Annotated in this window: 19 protein-coding genes; 2 read left to right on the top strand and 17 right to left on the bottom strand. The window is 67.1% G+C overall.

Annotated elements, in window-relative coordinates; genetic code table 11:
• Together Q0627_RS08345 and Q0627_RS08340 are read right to left on the bottom strand one after the other, a co-directional pair.
• A complete protein-coding gene (locus Q0627_RS08345; RefSeq protein WP_298808980.1) occupies positions 1–954 on the bottom strand; it encodes a tyrosine recombinase XerC in 954 nt (317 codons plus the stop codon).
• 69 nt (positions 955–1,023) lie between these two features.
• The gene (locus Q0627_RS08340; RefSeq protein WP_291015466.1) at positions 1,024–1,944 is read right to left on the bottom strand and encodes a siderophore-interacting protein; all 921 of its coding nucleotides are present in this window, start codon (positions 1,942–1,944) and stop codon (positions 1,024–1,026) included.
• A 166-nt stretch (positions 1,945–2,110) separates the two neighbouring features.
• Between Q0627_RS08340 and Q0627_RS08335 the strand changes: the two genes are divergently transcribed.
• Positions 2,111–2,674, top strand: a complete 564-nt coding sequence (locus Q0627_RS08335; RefSeq protein WP_291015464.1) for a TetR/AcrR family transcriptional regulator — start codon at positions 2,111–2,113, stop codon at positions 2,672–2,674.
• A 6-nt stretch (positions 2,675–2,680) separates the two neighbouring features.
• Here the strand turns inward: Q0627_RS08335 and dprA are convergent, their stop codons facing one another.
• The 15 genes from dprA to Q0627_RS08260 form a co-directional block, all read right to left on the bottom strand.
• Complete coding sequence (gene dprA, locus Q0627_RS08330) at positions 2,681–3,823, bottom strand: DNA-processing protein DprA (protein ID WP_291015463.1); 1,143 nt, start codon at positions 3,821–3,823, stop codon at positions 2,681–2,683.
• Positions 3,823–5,358, bottom strand: coding sequence for a YifB family Mg chelatase-like AAA ATPase (locus Q0627_RS08325; RefSeq protein WP_291015461.1), 1,536 nt, complete (start codon positions 5,356–5,358; stop codon positions 3,823–3,825). The genes dprA and Q0627_RS08325 overlap by 1 nt, the downstream gene beginning before the upstream one ends.
• Positions 5,355–5,780, bottom strand: a complete 426-nt coding sequence (locus Q0627_RS08320) for a YraN family protein (RefSeq protein WP_291015459.1) — start codon at positions 5,778–5,780, stop codon at positions 5,355–5,357. Before Q0627_RS08320 ends, Q0627_RS08325 begins: the two co-directional genes overlap by 4 nt.
• Before the next feature lie 113 nt (positions 5,781–5,893).
• Positions 5,894–6,205 (bottom strand): DUF2469 domain-containing protein, encoded by a 312-nt coding sequence (locus Q0627_RS08315; RefSeq protein ID WP_291015458.1) that lies wholly within the window; start codon positions 6,203–6,205, stop codon positions 5,894–5,896.
• Positions 6,202–6,909: a ribonuclease HII gene (locus Q0627_RS08310; protein WP_291015457.1), complete on the bottom strand. Its 708-nt coding sequence runs from the start codon at positions 6,907–6,909 to the stop codon at positions 6,202–6,204. The genes Q0627_RS08315 and Q0627_RS08310 overlap by 4 nt, the downstream gene beginning before the upstream one ends.
• Before the next feature lie 10 nt (positions 6,910–6,919).
• Positions 6,920–7,720, bottom strand: coding sequence for a signal peptidase I (gene lepB / locus Q0627_RS08305; RefSeq protein WP_291015495.1), 801 nt, complete (start codon positions 7,718–7,720; stop codon positions 6,920–6,922).
• A 256-nt stretch (positions 7,721–7,976) separates the two neighbouring features.
• The gene (gene rplS / locus Q0627_RS08300; RefSeq protein WP_291015455.1) at positions 7,977–8,318 is read right to left on the bottom strand and encodes a 50S ribosomal protein L19; all 342 of its coding nucleotides are present in this window, start codon (positions 8,316–8,318) and stop codon (positions 7,977–7,979) included.
• A 217-nt stretch (positions 8,319–8,535) separates the two neighbouring features.
• The gene (locus Q0627_RS08295) at positions 8,536–9,630 is read right to left on the bottom strand and encodes a hypothetical protein (RefSeq protein ID WP_291015454.1); all 1,095 of its coding nucleotides are present in this window, start codon (positions 9,628–9,630) and stop codon (positions 8,536–8,538) included.
• Positions 9,627–9,956 carry a hypothetical protein gene (locus Q0627_RS08290; RefSeq protein ID WP_291015453.1) on the bottom strand — a complete coding sequence of 110 codons (330 nt, stop codon included), beginning with the start codon at positions 9,954–9,956 and terminating at the stop codon, positions 9,627–9,629. Before Q0627_RS08290 ends, Q0627_RS08295 begins: the two co-directional genes overlap by 4 nt.
• Positions 9,953–10,369 (bottom strand): YbaB/EbfC family nucleoid-associated protein, encoded by a 417-nt coding sequence (locus Q0627_RS08285; RefSeq protein WP_291015452.1) that lies wholly within the window; start codon positions 10,367–10,369, stop codon positions 9,953–9,955. The genes Q0627_RS08290 and Q0627_RS08285 overlap by 4 nt, the downstream gene beginning before the upstream one ends.
• Before the next feature lie 143 nt (positions 10,370–10,512).
• Entirely contained in the window at positions 10,513–11,211 is a 699-nt protein-coding gene (trmD, locus tag Q0627_RS08280; RefSeq protein WP_291015494.1) for a tRNA (guanosine(37)-N1)-methyltransferase TrmD, read from the bottom strand.
• A 29-nt stretch (positions 11,212–11,240) separates the two neighbouring features.
• On the bottom strand, positions 11,241–11,756 hold the full coding sequence (gene rimM / locus Q0627_RS08275; RefSeq protein ID WP_291015451.1) for a ribosome maturation factor RimM: 516 nt from the start codon (positions 11,754–11,756) through the stop codon (positions 11,241–11,243).
• Positions 11,757–11,782: 26 nt separating this feature from the next.
• Positions 11,783–12,025 carry an RNA-binding protein gene (locus Q0627_RS08270; protein WP_005187316.1) on the bottom strand — a complete coding sequence of 81 codons (243 nt, stop codon included), beginning with the start codon at positions 12,023–12,025 and terminating at the stop codon, positions 11,783–11,785.
• The gene (gene rpsP, locus Q0627_RS08265) at positions 12,022–12,462 is read right to left on the bottom strand and encodes a 30S ribosomal protein S16 (RefSeq protein ID WP_298808968.1); all 441 of its coding nucleotides are present in this window, start codon (positions 12,460–12,462) and stop codon (positions 12,022–12,024) included. The genes Q0627_RS08270 and rpsP overlap by 4 nt, the downstream gene beginning before the upstream one ends.
• 239 nt (positions 12,463–12,701) lie before the next feature.
• Positions 12,702–12,953: a helix-turn-helix domain-containing protein gene (locus Q0627_RS08260; RefSeq protein ID WP_298808966.1), complete on the bottom strand. Its 252-nt coding sequence runs from the start codon at positions 12,951–12,953 to the stop codon at positions 12,702–12,704.
• Between the two features lie 152 nt (positions 12,954–13,105).
• Between Q0627_RS08260 and Q0627_RS08255 the strand changes: the two genes are divergently transcribed.
• Positions 13,106–13,795, top strand: coding sequence for a DUF4352 domain-containing protein (locus tag Q0627_RS08255; protein WP_291015448.1), 690 nt, complete (start codon positions 13,106–13,108; stop codon positions 13,793–13,795).
• The last annotated feature ends 22 nt before the right edge of the window (positions 13,796–13,817 follow it).

Raw genomic sequence — 13,817 nt, 5'->3', positions numbered from 1 at the left:
TCAAGCGCGCGGGTGTGCCTGACTATGCACCGCACGCAGCCGTTCGACGCTGACATGCGTGTACATCTGGGTGGTAGCGAGCGATGCGTGGCCGAGGAGTTCCTGCACGATGCGCAGATCCGCTCCGCCTTCGAGCAGATGCGTTGCGGCGCTGTGCCGGAGACCGTGCGGACCCATCGCCGGACCACCGGACTGCCCCGCGGCGTGGTACACCACCGACCGCGCCATCCGCTGATTGAGCCGGCCCCCCTTGCTGCCGAGTAGCAGCGCACCGGCCGACTCCGGTTTCGCGGACGCCTGCGTGACCAACGCCGGACGTCCCCGGGCCAGCCACTCGTCGATAGCGTGAGCCGCCGGGGTGCCGAACGGGACCATCCGCTCCTTGTTGCCCTTGCCGAGAACCCGCAACACCCGACGCTGCGCGTCGACGTCACCGATATCGAGTCCGCACAGTTCCCCGACCCTGATTCCGGTCGAATACAGCAGTTCGACGACGAGCCTGTCCCGTAGCGCGATCGCGTCGGCATCACCGGATTGCCGGTCGCCGTCATCGGATTGAACCCGATCTCCGGCGGCCTCGATCGCCCGGGCCGCCTGGTCGGCGTCGAGAACCTCGGGTAGCGTCCGATGGGCCTTCGGCGCCCGCAGCCGCTGGGCGGGATCCACCCGCAGCAGGCCCTCACGGGTTGCCCAGGCGCAGAGCTTCTTGGCCGACGACACTTGACGGGCGATACTCGTACGGGCGGCTCCGGCCCTGGTCCGGTCGGCCAGCCAGGCACGCAGGAGCGGTAGGTCGAGGTCGGTGAACTCGACGCCGCGCACACCGGCGTAGGTGATGATCGACCGTGCGTCGCCGGTGTACGCGCGGACCGTGTGCTCGCTGAGACCCTGTTCCAGTCGCAAGTAGTCACCGAAGCGGTCCACCACATCCGTCGCACCGTCACCAGGAGTCACGTCACCATCAGACGGTGCAACGGAGGCGGATGCAACTCGCCACGCGGCCCGCCGCAGCATGATGTGGGGTCAGTTGCGCAACCTCTCAAGCACGCCCTTGACCTTGCCGACAGCGCCCCGCGCCGCTGGTTGCCCTGAACCTTGTTGTTCGGCAACCCGCTGGGACGCCTTCCACTCCCGGAAGCCCTCCTCGGTGCGGCCGCGCCGCCAATAGCCGGAGATCGACGCGTTCGCCGCGCTCACGCCGCGCTCCTTGCGGATGTAGCCGCGCAGGTTCTGCATCACGGCCCCGGCCTCGCCGTGGATGAACACGTGTGGCTCACCGTCGAGCCACGGCGCCGCCTTGACCGCCGCCACCAGCGGTGCGTTGGCGCCGGCCAGGTCGTCACTCACCTCGCCGGCTCCCGCGCCCCGGTGCAGCCAGGTGATCGTCGCGCCGGCCGGTGCGGTCAGGTCGAGTTGGTCGGCTTCGGTGGCGACCTCGATGAACACCTGCGCCGTCGCGTCGTCGGGTAGGGCCTCCAGCGCGGCCGCCACCGCGGGCAACCCGGATTCGTCGCAGGCCAGCAGATGCCATGGGGCGTCGGCGCGGGGCCGGTACCCGCTGCCGGGCCCGAGGAACCGGACGACCTCGCCCGGCTGTACCCGGGCGGCCCACGCTCCGGCAATGCCTTCGTCGCCGTGGACGACGAAGTCGATGACCAGTTCGCGCGCCACCGGATCGATCGTGCGGATCGTGTAGGTGCGTAACACCGGATGCTGCTGCGGCGGGAAGGATTCGCGGATTGCCTCGAGGTCGAAGGGCTCCGGGTAGCTGACGCCGGGCACGCCGAAGATCAGCTTGACGTACATGTCGGTGTCCTGCGCCCCGTCGGCGCCCACCGCCGGGGTGAAATCATCGAATCCGCCGCCTCCGAGGTAGAGCCTGACGAAGTGCGGCGACAGGCGTTCGGTGCGCGTGACGACGAGAGTGTTGAGTCGTTTTGCCATGAGTCTCCTTGTTCGCAGACCAGCCTACGCCCGGCTTAGGGTCACCTAATCTGAGGTCGGCTCACGAAAGACAACAACAAGCAATGGTAGCTTTGTTATATTGAATATTCGGGGCAGGTCCGACGCTCCGCACTCTCACATTCGGGTCGGCACTACGAGGTGGACTGTGACGGAACAAACACTGGTGAAACGGGCACGACTCGGCGTCTCCGACTGGATCGCCGCGTCGATGCGGCTGCTCGTCACCGAGGGACCCGCCGCCCTCAAGATCTCCCGGCTCACCGACACCCTCGGTGTCACCAAGGGGAGCTTCTACTGGCACTTCGCCGACATCGCCGCACTCAAGAGCGCCCTCGCCGCACAGTGTGAGGCGCAGCAGCGTGCGGCGGCCGACCATGTGCGAGGTCTGAGAATTCTCCCCGCAACCGAACGACTCGGCGCCATCGTCGACTACGTCAGCGAACCGCGCCGCTGGGCCGCCGAGGCGGCCGTCCGGTCGTGGTCGCACACCGACAATTCACTGTGCTCGGCCATCGCCGAACTCGACCGGAGCCTGCACGAGGCCATCTACCAGGCGATGCTCGATCTCGGCTTCGCCGAGGAGGACGCCCGCACCCGGGCCACGATGCTGCTCTATGCCGGAATCGGATACCTTCATGCCGCCGAGCAGTCCGGACCCCCGAACGCCGACACACTCCACCGGTTCGTCGCCCTGTCGACGGCACGCTGAACGCGCTTACCCGCGTGCGTGGGTGAGTCGCCAGCCACCACCGTCACCACACACCACGCCCGCGATCTCCATGGCCGCGAGCGCCGACCGCACCACGGGCACGCCCAGTCCCGCGGCGTAGGCGATCTCGTCGACGGTGGCCACGCCCCGCCCGGGAATCGCGTCATGGACCAGGCGCTGATCCTCCGACAGTAGGTCGGTGTCACGGTCGGCGCCCCGGCCCGGGTCGCCGCCGCCGTCGGGACGGAGCATCGACACGACGGTGTCGGTGTTGAACACCAGCTGGGCCAGGTCATCGGTGATCAGCCGGTGGCAGCCGACGGATGTTGCCGAGGTGACCGGGCCGGGAAAGGCTCCGACGGGCCGGCCGAGACGTCGTCCCCAGGCCGCGGTGTTGGCGGCGCCGGACCGTTTCCCGGCCTCCACCACCACGACCCCCTCCGACAGCGCCGCAACCAGCCTGTTCCGGGTGATGAACCGGTGCTTGGCGGCGGTGGTGCCGGGTGGATACTCGCTCACGAGTAGACCTCGCTCGGCGATCTCGGACAGCAACCGCGAATGCGCTGTCGGATAGGCGCGGTCGATGCCGCAGGCCAGTACCGCGGTGGTGCACCCGCCGGACAGCAGGCTCGCCCGATGCGCGGCGCCGTCTATGCCGAACGCCCCGCCTGATATCACCGCCCAGCCGCGATCGCACAGTTCCCCCGACAGCCGTGCGGTGACGCTCTCCCCGTACGATGACGCGGCGCGCGCCCCCACCACGGCCACCGATTCGGCGGCCACCTCGTCGAGCCGGTGCGGTCCACGCACCCACAGCGCCAGCGGCTCACCATCCCGTGGTCCGGTCGCGGCCCTGCCCAGCGCCAGCAGCGGCCACCCGGGCCATTCCTCGTCGTCGGGAAGTATCAGGCGCGCACCGACTTTCGCTGCCGCCTCCAGATCCTGTGCCGCACAGTCGGCGCCGGCCCGGGCCTCGGTCGCCGTCAATGCGTCCTCGTGTCCCTTGGGCACCGATCTGTTCCGGATGGCGCCGGCCGCCTCCACGGCACCGAGTTCGGCGACCAGAACCGCCACCGCCGCGCTGGGTGGTTCGGCCACCCTGGCCAGATATGTCCACGCCAGCATCTCGTCATCGGATCGCCCCGCCATCAGTAACTCCCCCTGTCCCGGTACAGCAATGCCTGTGCCACATCGTCTTCCGTCGGCTTATCGGCGCCACGCAGGTCGCACATCGTCCACGCCAGCCGCAGCGCGCGATCAGCTCCACGAGCGGTGACCCGGCCGTCGCGCAGGAACAGTTCCACCGGCCGCATCGCCTCGGCGCTAAGCCGGAACCGTTGCCGCAGAATCGAACCGGGCACCTCGGAGTTGGTGAGCCAGCCGTATTCGCGCCAGCGCTCCACGGCCGCCGAGCGGGCAGTCACCACCCGCGCACGCACCTGCGCACTCGTCTCCTCACCGGAGGTCATCAGCGCGGCCGACCCGGGCGGGTCCATCCGCACCCTGATGTCGACGCGATCCATCAGCGGCCCGGACAGTTTGCCCAGGTAGCGGCGCCGGACCACGGAGCTGCACACGCAGTCGACGTCGTGGGCCGGCGCGCACGGGCAGGGATTGGCGGCCAGGACGAGCTGGAATCGTGCCGGATAGCGGGCAATGCCGTCACGCCTGGGCACGCTCACCTCCCCCTCCTCCAGTGGCTGCCGCAACGAATCGAGCACTGTCGGGGACATCTCGGCACATTCGTCGAGAAACAGCACCCCGCGGTGCGCCAGCGACGCCGCCCCCGGCCGGGCGAAACCCGTTCCGCCACCTAGTAATCCGGTGGACGAGGTGCTGTGGTGCGGGGCGACGAACGGCGGATCGGACACCAACGGATCCCCGGGCGAGAGCACCCCGGCAATGGAGTGGATCGCGGTCACCTCGAGTGATTCCTCACGCCGCAGCTGCGGCAGGATTCCCGGAATCCGTTTGGCCAGCATCGTTTTCCCGATTCCCGGGGGTCCGGTCATGAGCACATGATGTGCGCCGGCCGCGGCGATCTCCAAGGCGTGACGTGCCTCGCTCTGCCCGACCACGTCGGCCATGTCGTCACGATGACCACCCGCCGCCGCGGGGATCTCCTCTCGTTCGCGCGGCACCGCGTCGAGCACGCATTCACCGGCGAGCCAACTCACCACCTGCCCCAGCGAGTCGGCTGCACCCACCTCCAGTTCGGTCACCAGCAGCGCCTCGTCGATGTTGCCCTGCGGTACGACGGCCCGCTCGAAACCCTGCTTGGCCGCGTGAATCAGGGCCGGCAGGATGCCCCGGACCGGACGCACCCTCCCGTCGAGAGCCAACTCGCCCATAACGACGGTGCGCGGCAACCGATGCGGCGCCGCCTCACCTGTCGACACCAGGATCGCGACCGCGATCGCCAGGTCGAAGCCGGAACCGGATTTGGGGATATCGGCCGGCGACAACGCGACGGTGAGCCGCCCTTCGGGAAACTTGAACCCGGAGTTGGTGATTGCCGACCGAATACGATCGCGTGCCTCCCGCACCGATCCGTCCACACCGCCACCGACCACGAACGCAGGCAGCCCCGTCCCCACCGAGGCCTGCACCTCCAGCATCTTGGCCTCGAACGCGTTGAGACCCACCGTGTGCACCGTGCCCAGCGCCCGGACCCGGGAGCTCATACGAACACCCCGACGTGATGACGCAGCCCCGCGCGGGTCAGATCTGTCGGGTCGACCGGGTCGAGCTGGATGGCGATGACATCGAACCGGATGGTTGGAAACCACGCCTCCTGCTGCGCCAGCCACACCCGCGTGGCACGCCGCATCTTGGCCAGTTTGTCCGGAGTGACCGCCTCGGCCGGATCAGTGTACATCCGACTGGCCCGGGTCTTGACCTCCACCACCACCAGCACCGACCCGTCGACGGCGATGATGTCGAGTTCGCCGTACCGGCACCGCCAGTTACGTTCCAGCACAGTCCATCCGGCGCTGGTCACATAGTCGGCGGCGATGTCCTCGCCCAGCCTGCCGATCGTCGCCCGCCGGTTGTCCCGACCCGGAGTGCCGGCGTCCTGCGGCCCTGAAGAATCCTGTTCGCTCATGCCGATAAGCATCGGCCCGGATCCGGCCGGATCGGCCCGGGTAGCAGCCCGAACGCGACATCTGTGGATAATTCAAGGGCCGTCCCCAAATTCCGCTGGGGAAACGCGAGCGACTAGGGCGTGTCGGGAAGCCGCAACTCCGGCTTCTCCAGTTCCTCGATGTTGACATCCTTGAACGTGATCACCCGGACCTGCTTGACGAAGCGCGCCGGCCGGTACATGTCCCACACCCAGGCGTCGCTCATCCGCAGCTCGAAGTACACTTCGCCGTCGGTGTTGCGGGGTGCGAGTTCAACGGAGTTGGCGAGGTAGAAACGGCGTTCGGTCTCGACCACATACGTGAACTGCCCGACGATGTCCTTGTACTCGCGGTACAGGGAGAGTTCCATCTCGGTTTCGTACTTTTCGAGATCCTCCGCGCTCATCCGGTAAGCGTATCGCGATCGGGGTCGGCAGTTATGGGTGGTCTCCCACCTGCTCGGGCGGCCACGTTGCGGTAGGACATGCGGTGCTCGCGGGACGGCCCGAGCCGGTCGATGCAGCTCATGTGGTGGGCGGTGCTGTAGCCCTTGTGGAGGGCGAAATCATAGCCGGGCAGATCACGGTCGAGGTCCACCATGATGCGGTCGCGGGTGACCTTGGCGATGACGCTGGCCGCGGCGATGCAGGCCGCGGTTCCGTCGCCGCCGATGACTGGCAGGCTCGGCGCGGTCAGGCCCGGTACGCCGAAACCGTCGGACAGGACGTAGCCCGGTGGGCTGTGCAGACCGGCGATCGCCCGGCGCATCCCTTCGATGTTGGCGACGTGGATGCCGATCCGGTCGACCTCGGCGGCATCGACGATCACCGCGTGCCAGGCCAGCGCGTTGCGGGTGACCGCGCGATACAGGCGCTCGCGCGTCGGTTCCGGGAGCTTCTTCGAGTCGTCGAGATCGGTGAGCGAGGTGACCTGTGAGGGTTTGAGGATGCACGCGGCCACCACCAGAGGGCCCGCGCACGCTCCGCGACCGGCCTCATCGACACCGGCGACGGGACCGAGACCGCTGGTGTGCAGCGCGAATTCGAGGGTGCGCAGGTTCGCTGCCCTGCGCACCGGCCGCCGCGGCGGCCACCTGTTACCGACTGCCACTTCGGTGTGCCTACTTCTGCGGGTTGACCGCGTCGACACCACCGATCCGGGACAGCGGATAGATGATGAACCGCACCTTGCCGCGGATGTTGCTCACCGGCACCGTGCCCTGTAGTTCGTCGGTGATGTGGTAGCGCGAATCGGCCGAGTTGAGACGGTTGTCGCCCATCACCCACACGTTGCCGGCCGGAACCTTGATCGGCCCGAAGTCCGCGCCGTAGCAGCTGTTCGGAGTGCTGTCGGCGTTCGTGAAGTCGGACTCCCCCAGCCCGGCGACGCTCTCGGCCTGCAGCTTCTTGTCGATGTAGGGCTCGGTCAGCGGTTTACCATCGACGGTCACGCCCTTACCGTCCGCATTCTTGCAGGCGACGGTCTGTCCGCCGGTCGCGATGACTCGCTTGACCAGGTTGTTCTCGTCCGGTGGGGCGAAACCGAACCACGACAGCCCGTTCTGGAGGGACTTGATCACCGCATTCGACGATCTCGGCGACTGCCAGCTGCCATCCCACGATTCGGTGGGTGCCTTGAACACAACCACGTCACCGGGTTTGGGATCGCCGAAGCGGTACACGATCTTGTCGATCACGATCCTGTCGTTGGTGCAGCCCGTGCAGCCGTGCAGCGTCTGTTCCATCGATTCCGACGGGATCACGTACTGCCGGCCGATGAACGTCTGCAGCACCCACGTCACGAGCAGCACACAGCCGACGATGATGACGATCTCGCGTAATACCGACGACTTCTTCTTCTCGTCGTCGGCACTGTCGGTCTTGAGTCGCCACGGCCGCGCACCGTCGTCGGACGAGTCCACGTCGTCGGCCTCACCCGCACGGGGTGTCCCGCCGGCGTCGTAGGTGTCCGCGCGATCGGTCTCATAGTGATGCTGCCCGGCGTCGGCGCCGGATCCCTGGTCCTCTGTATCGGCCACCCAGCCAGAGTAGACGCGTCGACGGCCGAACCTGTTTTCGACGTCCCCCGCCGGCCCCGCGCGAGCCACGGCGTATAGCAGCAGGCCCCGGTCGCACAGCGTGCGATCGGGGCCCACAACCGGACGAATCCGGCTCAGCTCAGCGCTTTTCCTTGATCTTGGCCTTCTTGCCGCGCAGGTCGCGCAGGTAGTACAGCTTGGCCCGACGCACGTCACCGCGGGTCAGCACCTCGATCTTGGCGATGTTGGGGCTGTGCACCGGGAAGGTACGCTCCACGCCCACACCGAACGACACCTTGCGGACGGTGAACGTCTCGCGGACGCCGCCGCCCTGCCTGCGGATCACGACACCCTTGAAGACCTGGACCCGCTCTTTGGCACCTTCGATGACCTTGACGTGAACGTCGAGGGTGTCGCCGGGTGCGAAGTCGGGGATGTCGTCACGCAGTGACTGCTTGTCGAGGAAGTCGAGGGTTTGCATCGTGGTAGTCCATTCTGGAATGTAACGGCGAACAGAGGAACCTGGCGGCCTGCCGCCGGGTGCGGATACACCCAGGCGGAGGTTCTACCGGTTCATGCTCCGAGTCGTTGGTACCCACGCAGGCACCGACCGGTACACCGATCAGGCACGCCTGTGCGCAGGCAACCTGAATATTGTGCCAGACGACACCGGCTGGGACGAAATCGCCGCAGGTAGGTCAGTCGTCGAACTCGCCCGGGCCGGTATCGGGATCGGTAGGCGCGGCCGCCGGTGCGATCACCGGCACCCCGAGGTCGTCGAAGTAGGCGATGACCTCTGCGGGAACGGGATGAGCCGAGGCCACCGCGAGCGGTCGGGCACCCAGCGCTTCCAGCTGTTCGGCGATCGCCAACTCGGACCCGCGCGCCGATCCGGCGAGATGTTCGCCGGCACCGATCGTGACCCCGGTCCGCAGGTACGGAACGGGGTCGCTGGTGCCGACCACTGCGATCATCTCTCTTGCCGGTGTGCAGCCCACACCGACCGACATCCGGACCCACTGCGCCAGGTCCGGCGGCAACGACGAATACAGTTGCCGGGCACGCTCGGCCAGTCGTTCACCGTCCACCGCCACCGGCGAGTCGGCGTGCCCGGTGAACGCGCGTGTCATCGCTGCCGCCATCGGCACCGCGGCAGCCATCGCGGGGAGCCCCGCACCGGACATCGTCGGGGCGTGTGTACCCGACGTTTGGGTTCCAGGAGCCTCGGTTCCGGGAGCCTGGGCGCCGGGTGCTTGCGCCGACGCCGATGAATCGTCGTGCGCGGCCGGGACATCCGATGACCTCACGGGCGCGGTTGCGGGATCGATCCGGGCGGCGCGCTCGACGGCGTCGTCCCCGATCGCCCCGACCACCGACGTCGCGGCACCGGTCGCAGCCACTATCGCCGTCGGGTGTCCCACGAGAGAAGCGACTTCGGCTCGCATCAGATCACGTTCGGCGATCGCGGAGGCCAGCGACAGGTGTTCACAGGTCCCGGCGACCTCGTCCGCGTAACGATCAAGCGTGGCGACCAGGGCCCCCAGCCGGGTCACGACATCGGCGACCGCGCTGCCTCGGGGTCCGGCAATCGCCCGCACGTTGTCGTCAACGCCCTCACGCAGTCCGCCGTCGCACAGCCCAGGGCGGGCGTGTGCCGCGGAGAAGTCCCTGCCCACGACCTCGGTCCGGGCGGCGATCGTTTCAAGCCTGCGAGCGCACGCTCTCAGCGCGGCAATGTCGGCGGACGGTTGGGCGTGCCGTACCAGCTCGTCAACGACATCGCGCGATGTCACTGTGACAGCCCTTCCCCGCGAGTACCGGCCAACGGTTTTGCGCATATGTCGGCCGTTCGCAGCCACTCTCCGGCGGCATCGACACGCATGATGTGCTCGCGCATCACTGCCTCGACCGCGCCGAGCGCGTCGAGAGCCATCCGGCCCGCGTCGGCGAACCGAGGCCGCAGCACGTCGGCGGCAGGATCGATACCGAACGCAATGCCCGCTTCGGCGAGCGCGGCCCCCAGGTCGGTGGTGATCGCCGGCAGATCATCAACGACTCCGGTCAGGACACGGACGAGCTCATCGAGGTCGTCGAGATCGACATGGACCCGAACGGTCACCCGCGCACCACATCCACTATGTCGTCGTATCCGGGTGAGGTGACCTCGGGGCCGTCGACGATCGACATCGACACCTGATCGCGGGTGGCACGCAACTTCTCATCGGCAGCGGCCACCAAAGAGGTGATCAACCCGGCCAGGGTGGTCGCGTCGCGGTCCCGGAGTGCGGAGGGGGCGATCGTCAAACCGACCAGTAGTCCCCTGGCGTTGACCGTCACTGCGACATCGCCCGTCGGACTGGTCGCCTCTGCGGTCAACCCGGCCAAAACGGCCCGGATGCGGTCGAGCTCGGCGTGCTGCCGTTCCAGTTCGGCATGCATTCTGGCCCAGACGTCAGGCATATGCCCGGCCGGCCGATCCCCAGGATCCCCGGCCGCCCCACCGGCCTCGGCGGCGTTCTGATTCGGTTCCACGCCCTCGTCCCCCTCACACACTCGCCGGTCCGAGGCTGCGCACACCGGTCATGAGCACCGATGCCACCTCGCGTGAGGTAGATCGTAGCCCCGGCCCCGTACCCGGTCGACCGGTTCATCCACAAGTAGGTCGTGCGGTCCTGTCAGGTCGTGCCTTCGGTGTGTCGGACCAGGAGATCGGGTCTGCGTTCGCGGGTGCGGTCCAGCGACTTTTCGTGGCGCCACGCGGCAACTTTGGCGTGATCACCGGAGAGCAGCACCGGCGGTACGGGTAGGTCGCGCCACACCTCGGGCCGGGTGTAGCTCGGGCCTTCCAGGAGCCCGTCGGAGAACGAATCCTCTTGGTGGGAGCGGGGATTGCCCAGCACACCGGGCATCAGACGGACGGTCGCCTCGATCATCGCGAGCACGGCCACCTCGCCGCCGATGAGCACGAAGTCGCCGATCGACACCTCTTCGACCCGCATCCGTCGGCCGGCGTCGTCGAATACCCGCTGATCGATGCCCTCGTAGCGTCCGCAGGCGAACACCAGGTGCGATTCGGTGGACCAGCGGGTCGCGGTCTCCTGGGTGAACGGCACGCCGGCGGGCGTGGGTACCACCAGGAGCGCCTCGTCGGGACAGACCTCGTCCAGGCAGTGGCCCCACACGTCGGGTTTCATGACCATGCCGGGCCCGCCCCCGTAGGGCGAATCATCGACGGCGCGGTGGACGTCGTGGGTCCAGTCGCGCAGGTCATGCACATCGACGGTGACCTGCCCCTTGTCGATGGCCTTGCCGAGCAGCGCGACCCGCAGCGGAGCGAAGTACTCGGGAAAGATCGAGACGATGTCCAGGCGCATACCCGGTTGACCTGTCTCGTGTGCGGTGGTCACTGGTCGAACAGTCCGTCAGGCGGGTCGATCACCACACCACCGTCCCGACTGATCTCGGGCACGATCTCACGCACGAACGGGACCAGCAGCTCGCGACCCTCGGGTGTGGTCACGGCGAGGATGTCGTTGGCGGGCAGGTGCAGCACCGACGACACGACACCGACGGATTCACCGCCCACCGTCACAACGGGCAGTCCTTCGAGTTCGTGGTCGTAGAACTCGTCCGGGTCGTCGCCGGAATCGACATCGGCGGCGTCGATGACGAACAGTGTGCCCCGCAGTTCGTCGGCGGCGGTACGTCCCGCGACTTCGGCCAGCGACAGCAACAGCCGCCCGGAATGATTCCGGGCGGCTGTGACCGTGAAGCGATGCTCGCCTCCCCCGCGCGGCGCCTGGCCGCGCAGAACCGCACCCTTCGCGAACCGGGTGTCGGGGTCGTCGGTACGTACCTCGACCACGACCTCACCACGGATGCCGTGAGCCTTGACGACGCGTCCGATCACCAGGTCCATGTGCGCTGAGCTGCCGTGATCGATGGTCAGCGGTCGGTGTCGACGATGTCGACACGGATGCCGCGGCCACCGATACCGGCGACGAGGGTACGCAGCGCAGTGGCGGTGCGGCCGTTGCGGCCGATGACCTTGCCGAGATCCTCGGGGTTGACGTGTACCTCGACGAGCCGGCCGCGACGGCCGGTCACCAGGTCGACGCGCACATCGTCGGGGTTGGCGACGATGCCACGAACGAGGTGTTCGACGGCGTCCGCGACGACAGCGCTCACGCGTCGGCCTCGGTGGCGGCCTCCGGAGCAGCCTCGTCGGCGTCCTTCTTGACGGCCTTCTTCTTGGGCGTGACGGCCTCGGCGACGGGTGCGCTGTCAGCGGCGGCGAGCGCGGCGTTGAACAATTCGAGCTTGGACGGCTTGGGAGCGGCGGTCTTCAGGGCGCCCTCGGCGCCCGGCAGGCCCTTGAACTTCTGCCAGTCACCGGTGACCTTGAGGATGGCCTGAACCGGATCGGTGGCCTGAGCGCCCACGCCGAGCCAGTACTGAGCGCGCTCGGAGTCGACCTCGATCAGGCTGGGCTCTTCCTTGGGGTGGTACTTGCCGATGGTCTCGATGACACGACCATCGCGACGGGTACGGGCATCGGCGACGACGATGCGGTACTGCGGGTTGCGGATCTTGCCGAGACGGGTGAGCTTGATTTTGACAGCCATGTGTCTTCCTTGCTGGTCACTGCGCAATTCGGCAGCTCATCAGGAGTGATGAGCCCGGTTTTGCGATCTGTTTCGGTGTGACCGCCGGTCGGCCGTAGCCGGGTCCGACGAACCGACGGCCCATTCTGCCAGACCCACCACCCAGATCAGAAATCCCGACGGCGCCCGCCGTATCGACCCGACTTCGCTACGTCCGAGTCCCGCGCCGGACCAGAGTCGGCCAGTTCAGGGCGGAACCCTCAGAAACTCTCGAACAACTCGGCTGCCGACAGCCCATGGAACAGTTCAGCAGGATCGATGCCAATTGCGGCCGCGATCCGAAGGTACTTGGTAATACCGGAGTCGGTCTCACCCCGCTCGATCCTGGCGACCTGTGTGGTTCCCAGACCCGTCTTCGCAGCGACCGCTTCCTGTGTGAGATTCCGCCTGACTCGTTCAGCCCGCATGTTGGAGCCCAAGAGTCTCAAGGCACTCGCCGCAGCCGCATCCATCACATAGAAGGCTGCCGATCACATCCGCTCTTCTCCAGAACGAAAAAGTGCGCAAATAGCACATATTTGTGCTATAAGTCTTGCGGCCAACTTTCCGATTGGCATCTACCTGGAGCCACAACCTATGTGCGCTTCCTGCAAGGAGACAGACCATGAATCAGGTTCCGCCTGGCGTCGACCCTTCGGTCGACCCCAAAGCCGCAGCCAAAGCGGCGAAGGCGTACGCCAAAGCGACACGACCTTGGTACAAGAAGAAGCGATGGTGGCTCCTCGGCGCGATCGCGCTCATCGTCATCATCGTGGCTGCAACCAGCTCTGGCGGAGATGACGGGCCCAAGGTCGTCGACGACACTTCGCAGTCGTCCAGCGACAACCAGAAGTCAGACAACAAGAAGTCAGACGACGCGCCCAAAGTCGGGACAAAATCTAATCCGCTGGCGCTTGGCAAGACCGTCGAGCTGGCCGGAACTCGCTACACGGTGAACTCCGCGGAAACCAAGGACTCGATCGGCTCGGACATCTTGGGCGAGACCGCGGACGGCACGTTCGTCGTCGTGAGTCTCACGATCGAGAACCGCAAGTCCGAGACCAAGACGTTCACGTCCTCTTCGGCGAAATTCGTGGCCAGTTCCGGCGATGAGTACGACACCGACAGCGAAGGGAGCATCGCGGCAACGACCGGCGACGGCGACCCGCTGATCTTCGAAGAGATGCAGCCTAAGCTGCCCAAGACGGGACTTCTCGTGTTCGACGTGCCCAAGAACGCCGTGTCCGATGGTCTGCTCAAAGTGAGTGACCTGTTCGGCAAGGGCGATGCCTACATCGACCTGGCGTTGCAGTAGGCCTGACAACTCTCATCTTGCG

Source organism: uncultured Gordonia sp. (genome assembly GCF_937858515.1).
Lineage (GTDB): Bacteria > Actinomycetota > Actinomycetes > Mycobacteriales > Mycobacteriaceae > Gordonia.
This window is presented reverse-complemented; position numbering and strand designations above follow the sequence as displayed.

What these genes read in the sequence shown, in the direction of transcription:
- Q0627_RS08325 (WP_291015461.1), bottom strand. Translation starts at nt 5,358, where the DNA reads ATGAGCTCCCGGGTCCGGGCGCTGGGCACGGTGCACACGGTGGGTCTC.
- dprA (WP_291015463.1), bottom strand. Translation starts at nt 3,823, where the DNA reads ATGGCGGGGCGATCCGATGACGAGATGCTGGCGTGGACATATCTGGCC.
- trmD (WP_291015494.1), bottom strand. Translation starts at nt 11,211, where the DNA reads ATGCGCCTGGACATCGTCTCGATCTTTCCCGAGTACTTCGCTCCGCTG.
- rimM (WP_291015451.1), bottom strand. Translation starts at nt 11,756, where the DNA reads ATGGACCTGGTGATCGGACGCGTCGTCAAGGCTCACGGCATCCGTGGT.
- Q0627_RS08315 (WP_291015458.1), bottom strand. Translation starts at nt 6,205, where the DNA reads ATGAGCGCGGAGGATCTCGAAAAGTACGAAACCGAGATGGAACTCTCC.
- rpsP (WP_298808968.1), bottom strand. Translation starts at nt 12,462, where the DNA reads ATGGCTGTCAAAATCAAGCTCACCCGTCTCGGCAAGATCCGCAACCCG.
- Q0627_RS08320 (WP_291015459.1), bottom strand. Translation starts at nt 5,780, where the DNA reads ATGAGCGAACAGGATTCTTCAGGGCCGCAGGACGCCGGCACTCCGGGT.
- Q0627_RS08260 (WP_298808966.1), bottom strand. Translation starts at nt 12,953, where the DNA reads ATGGATGCGGCTGCGGCGAGTGCCTTGAGACTCTTGGGCTCCAACATG.
- rplS (WP_291015455.1), bottom strand. Translation starts at nt 8,318, where the DNA reads ATGCAAACCCTCGACTTCCTCGACAAGCAGTCACTGCGTGACGACATC.
- Q0627_RS08255 (WP_291015448.1), top strand. Translation starts at nt 13,106, where the DNA reads ATGAATCAGGTTCCGCCTGGCGTCGACCCTTCGGTCGACCCCAAAGCC.
- Q0627_RS08340 (WP_291015466.1), bottom strand. Translation starts at nt 1,944, where the DNA reads ATGGCAAAACGACTCAACACTCTCGTCGTCACGCGCACCGAACGCCTG.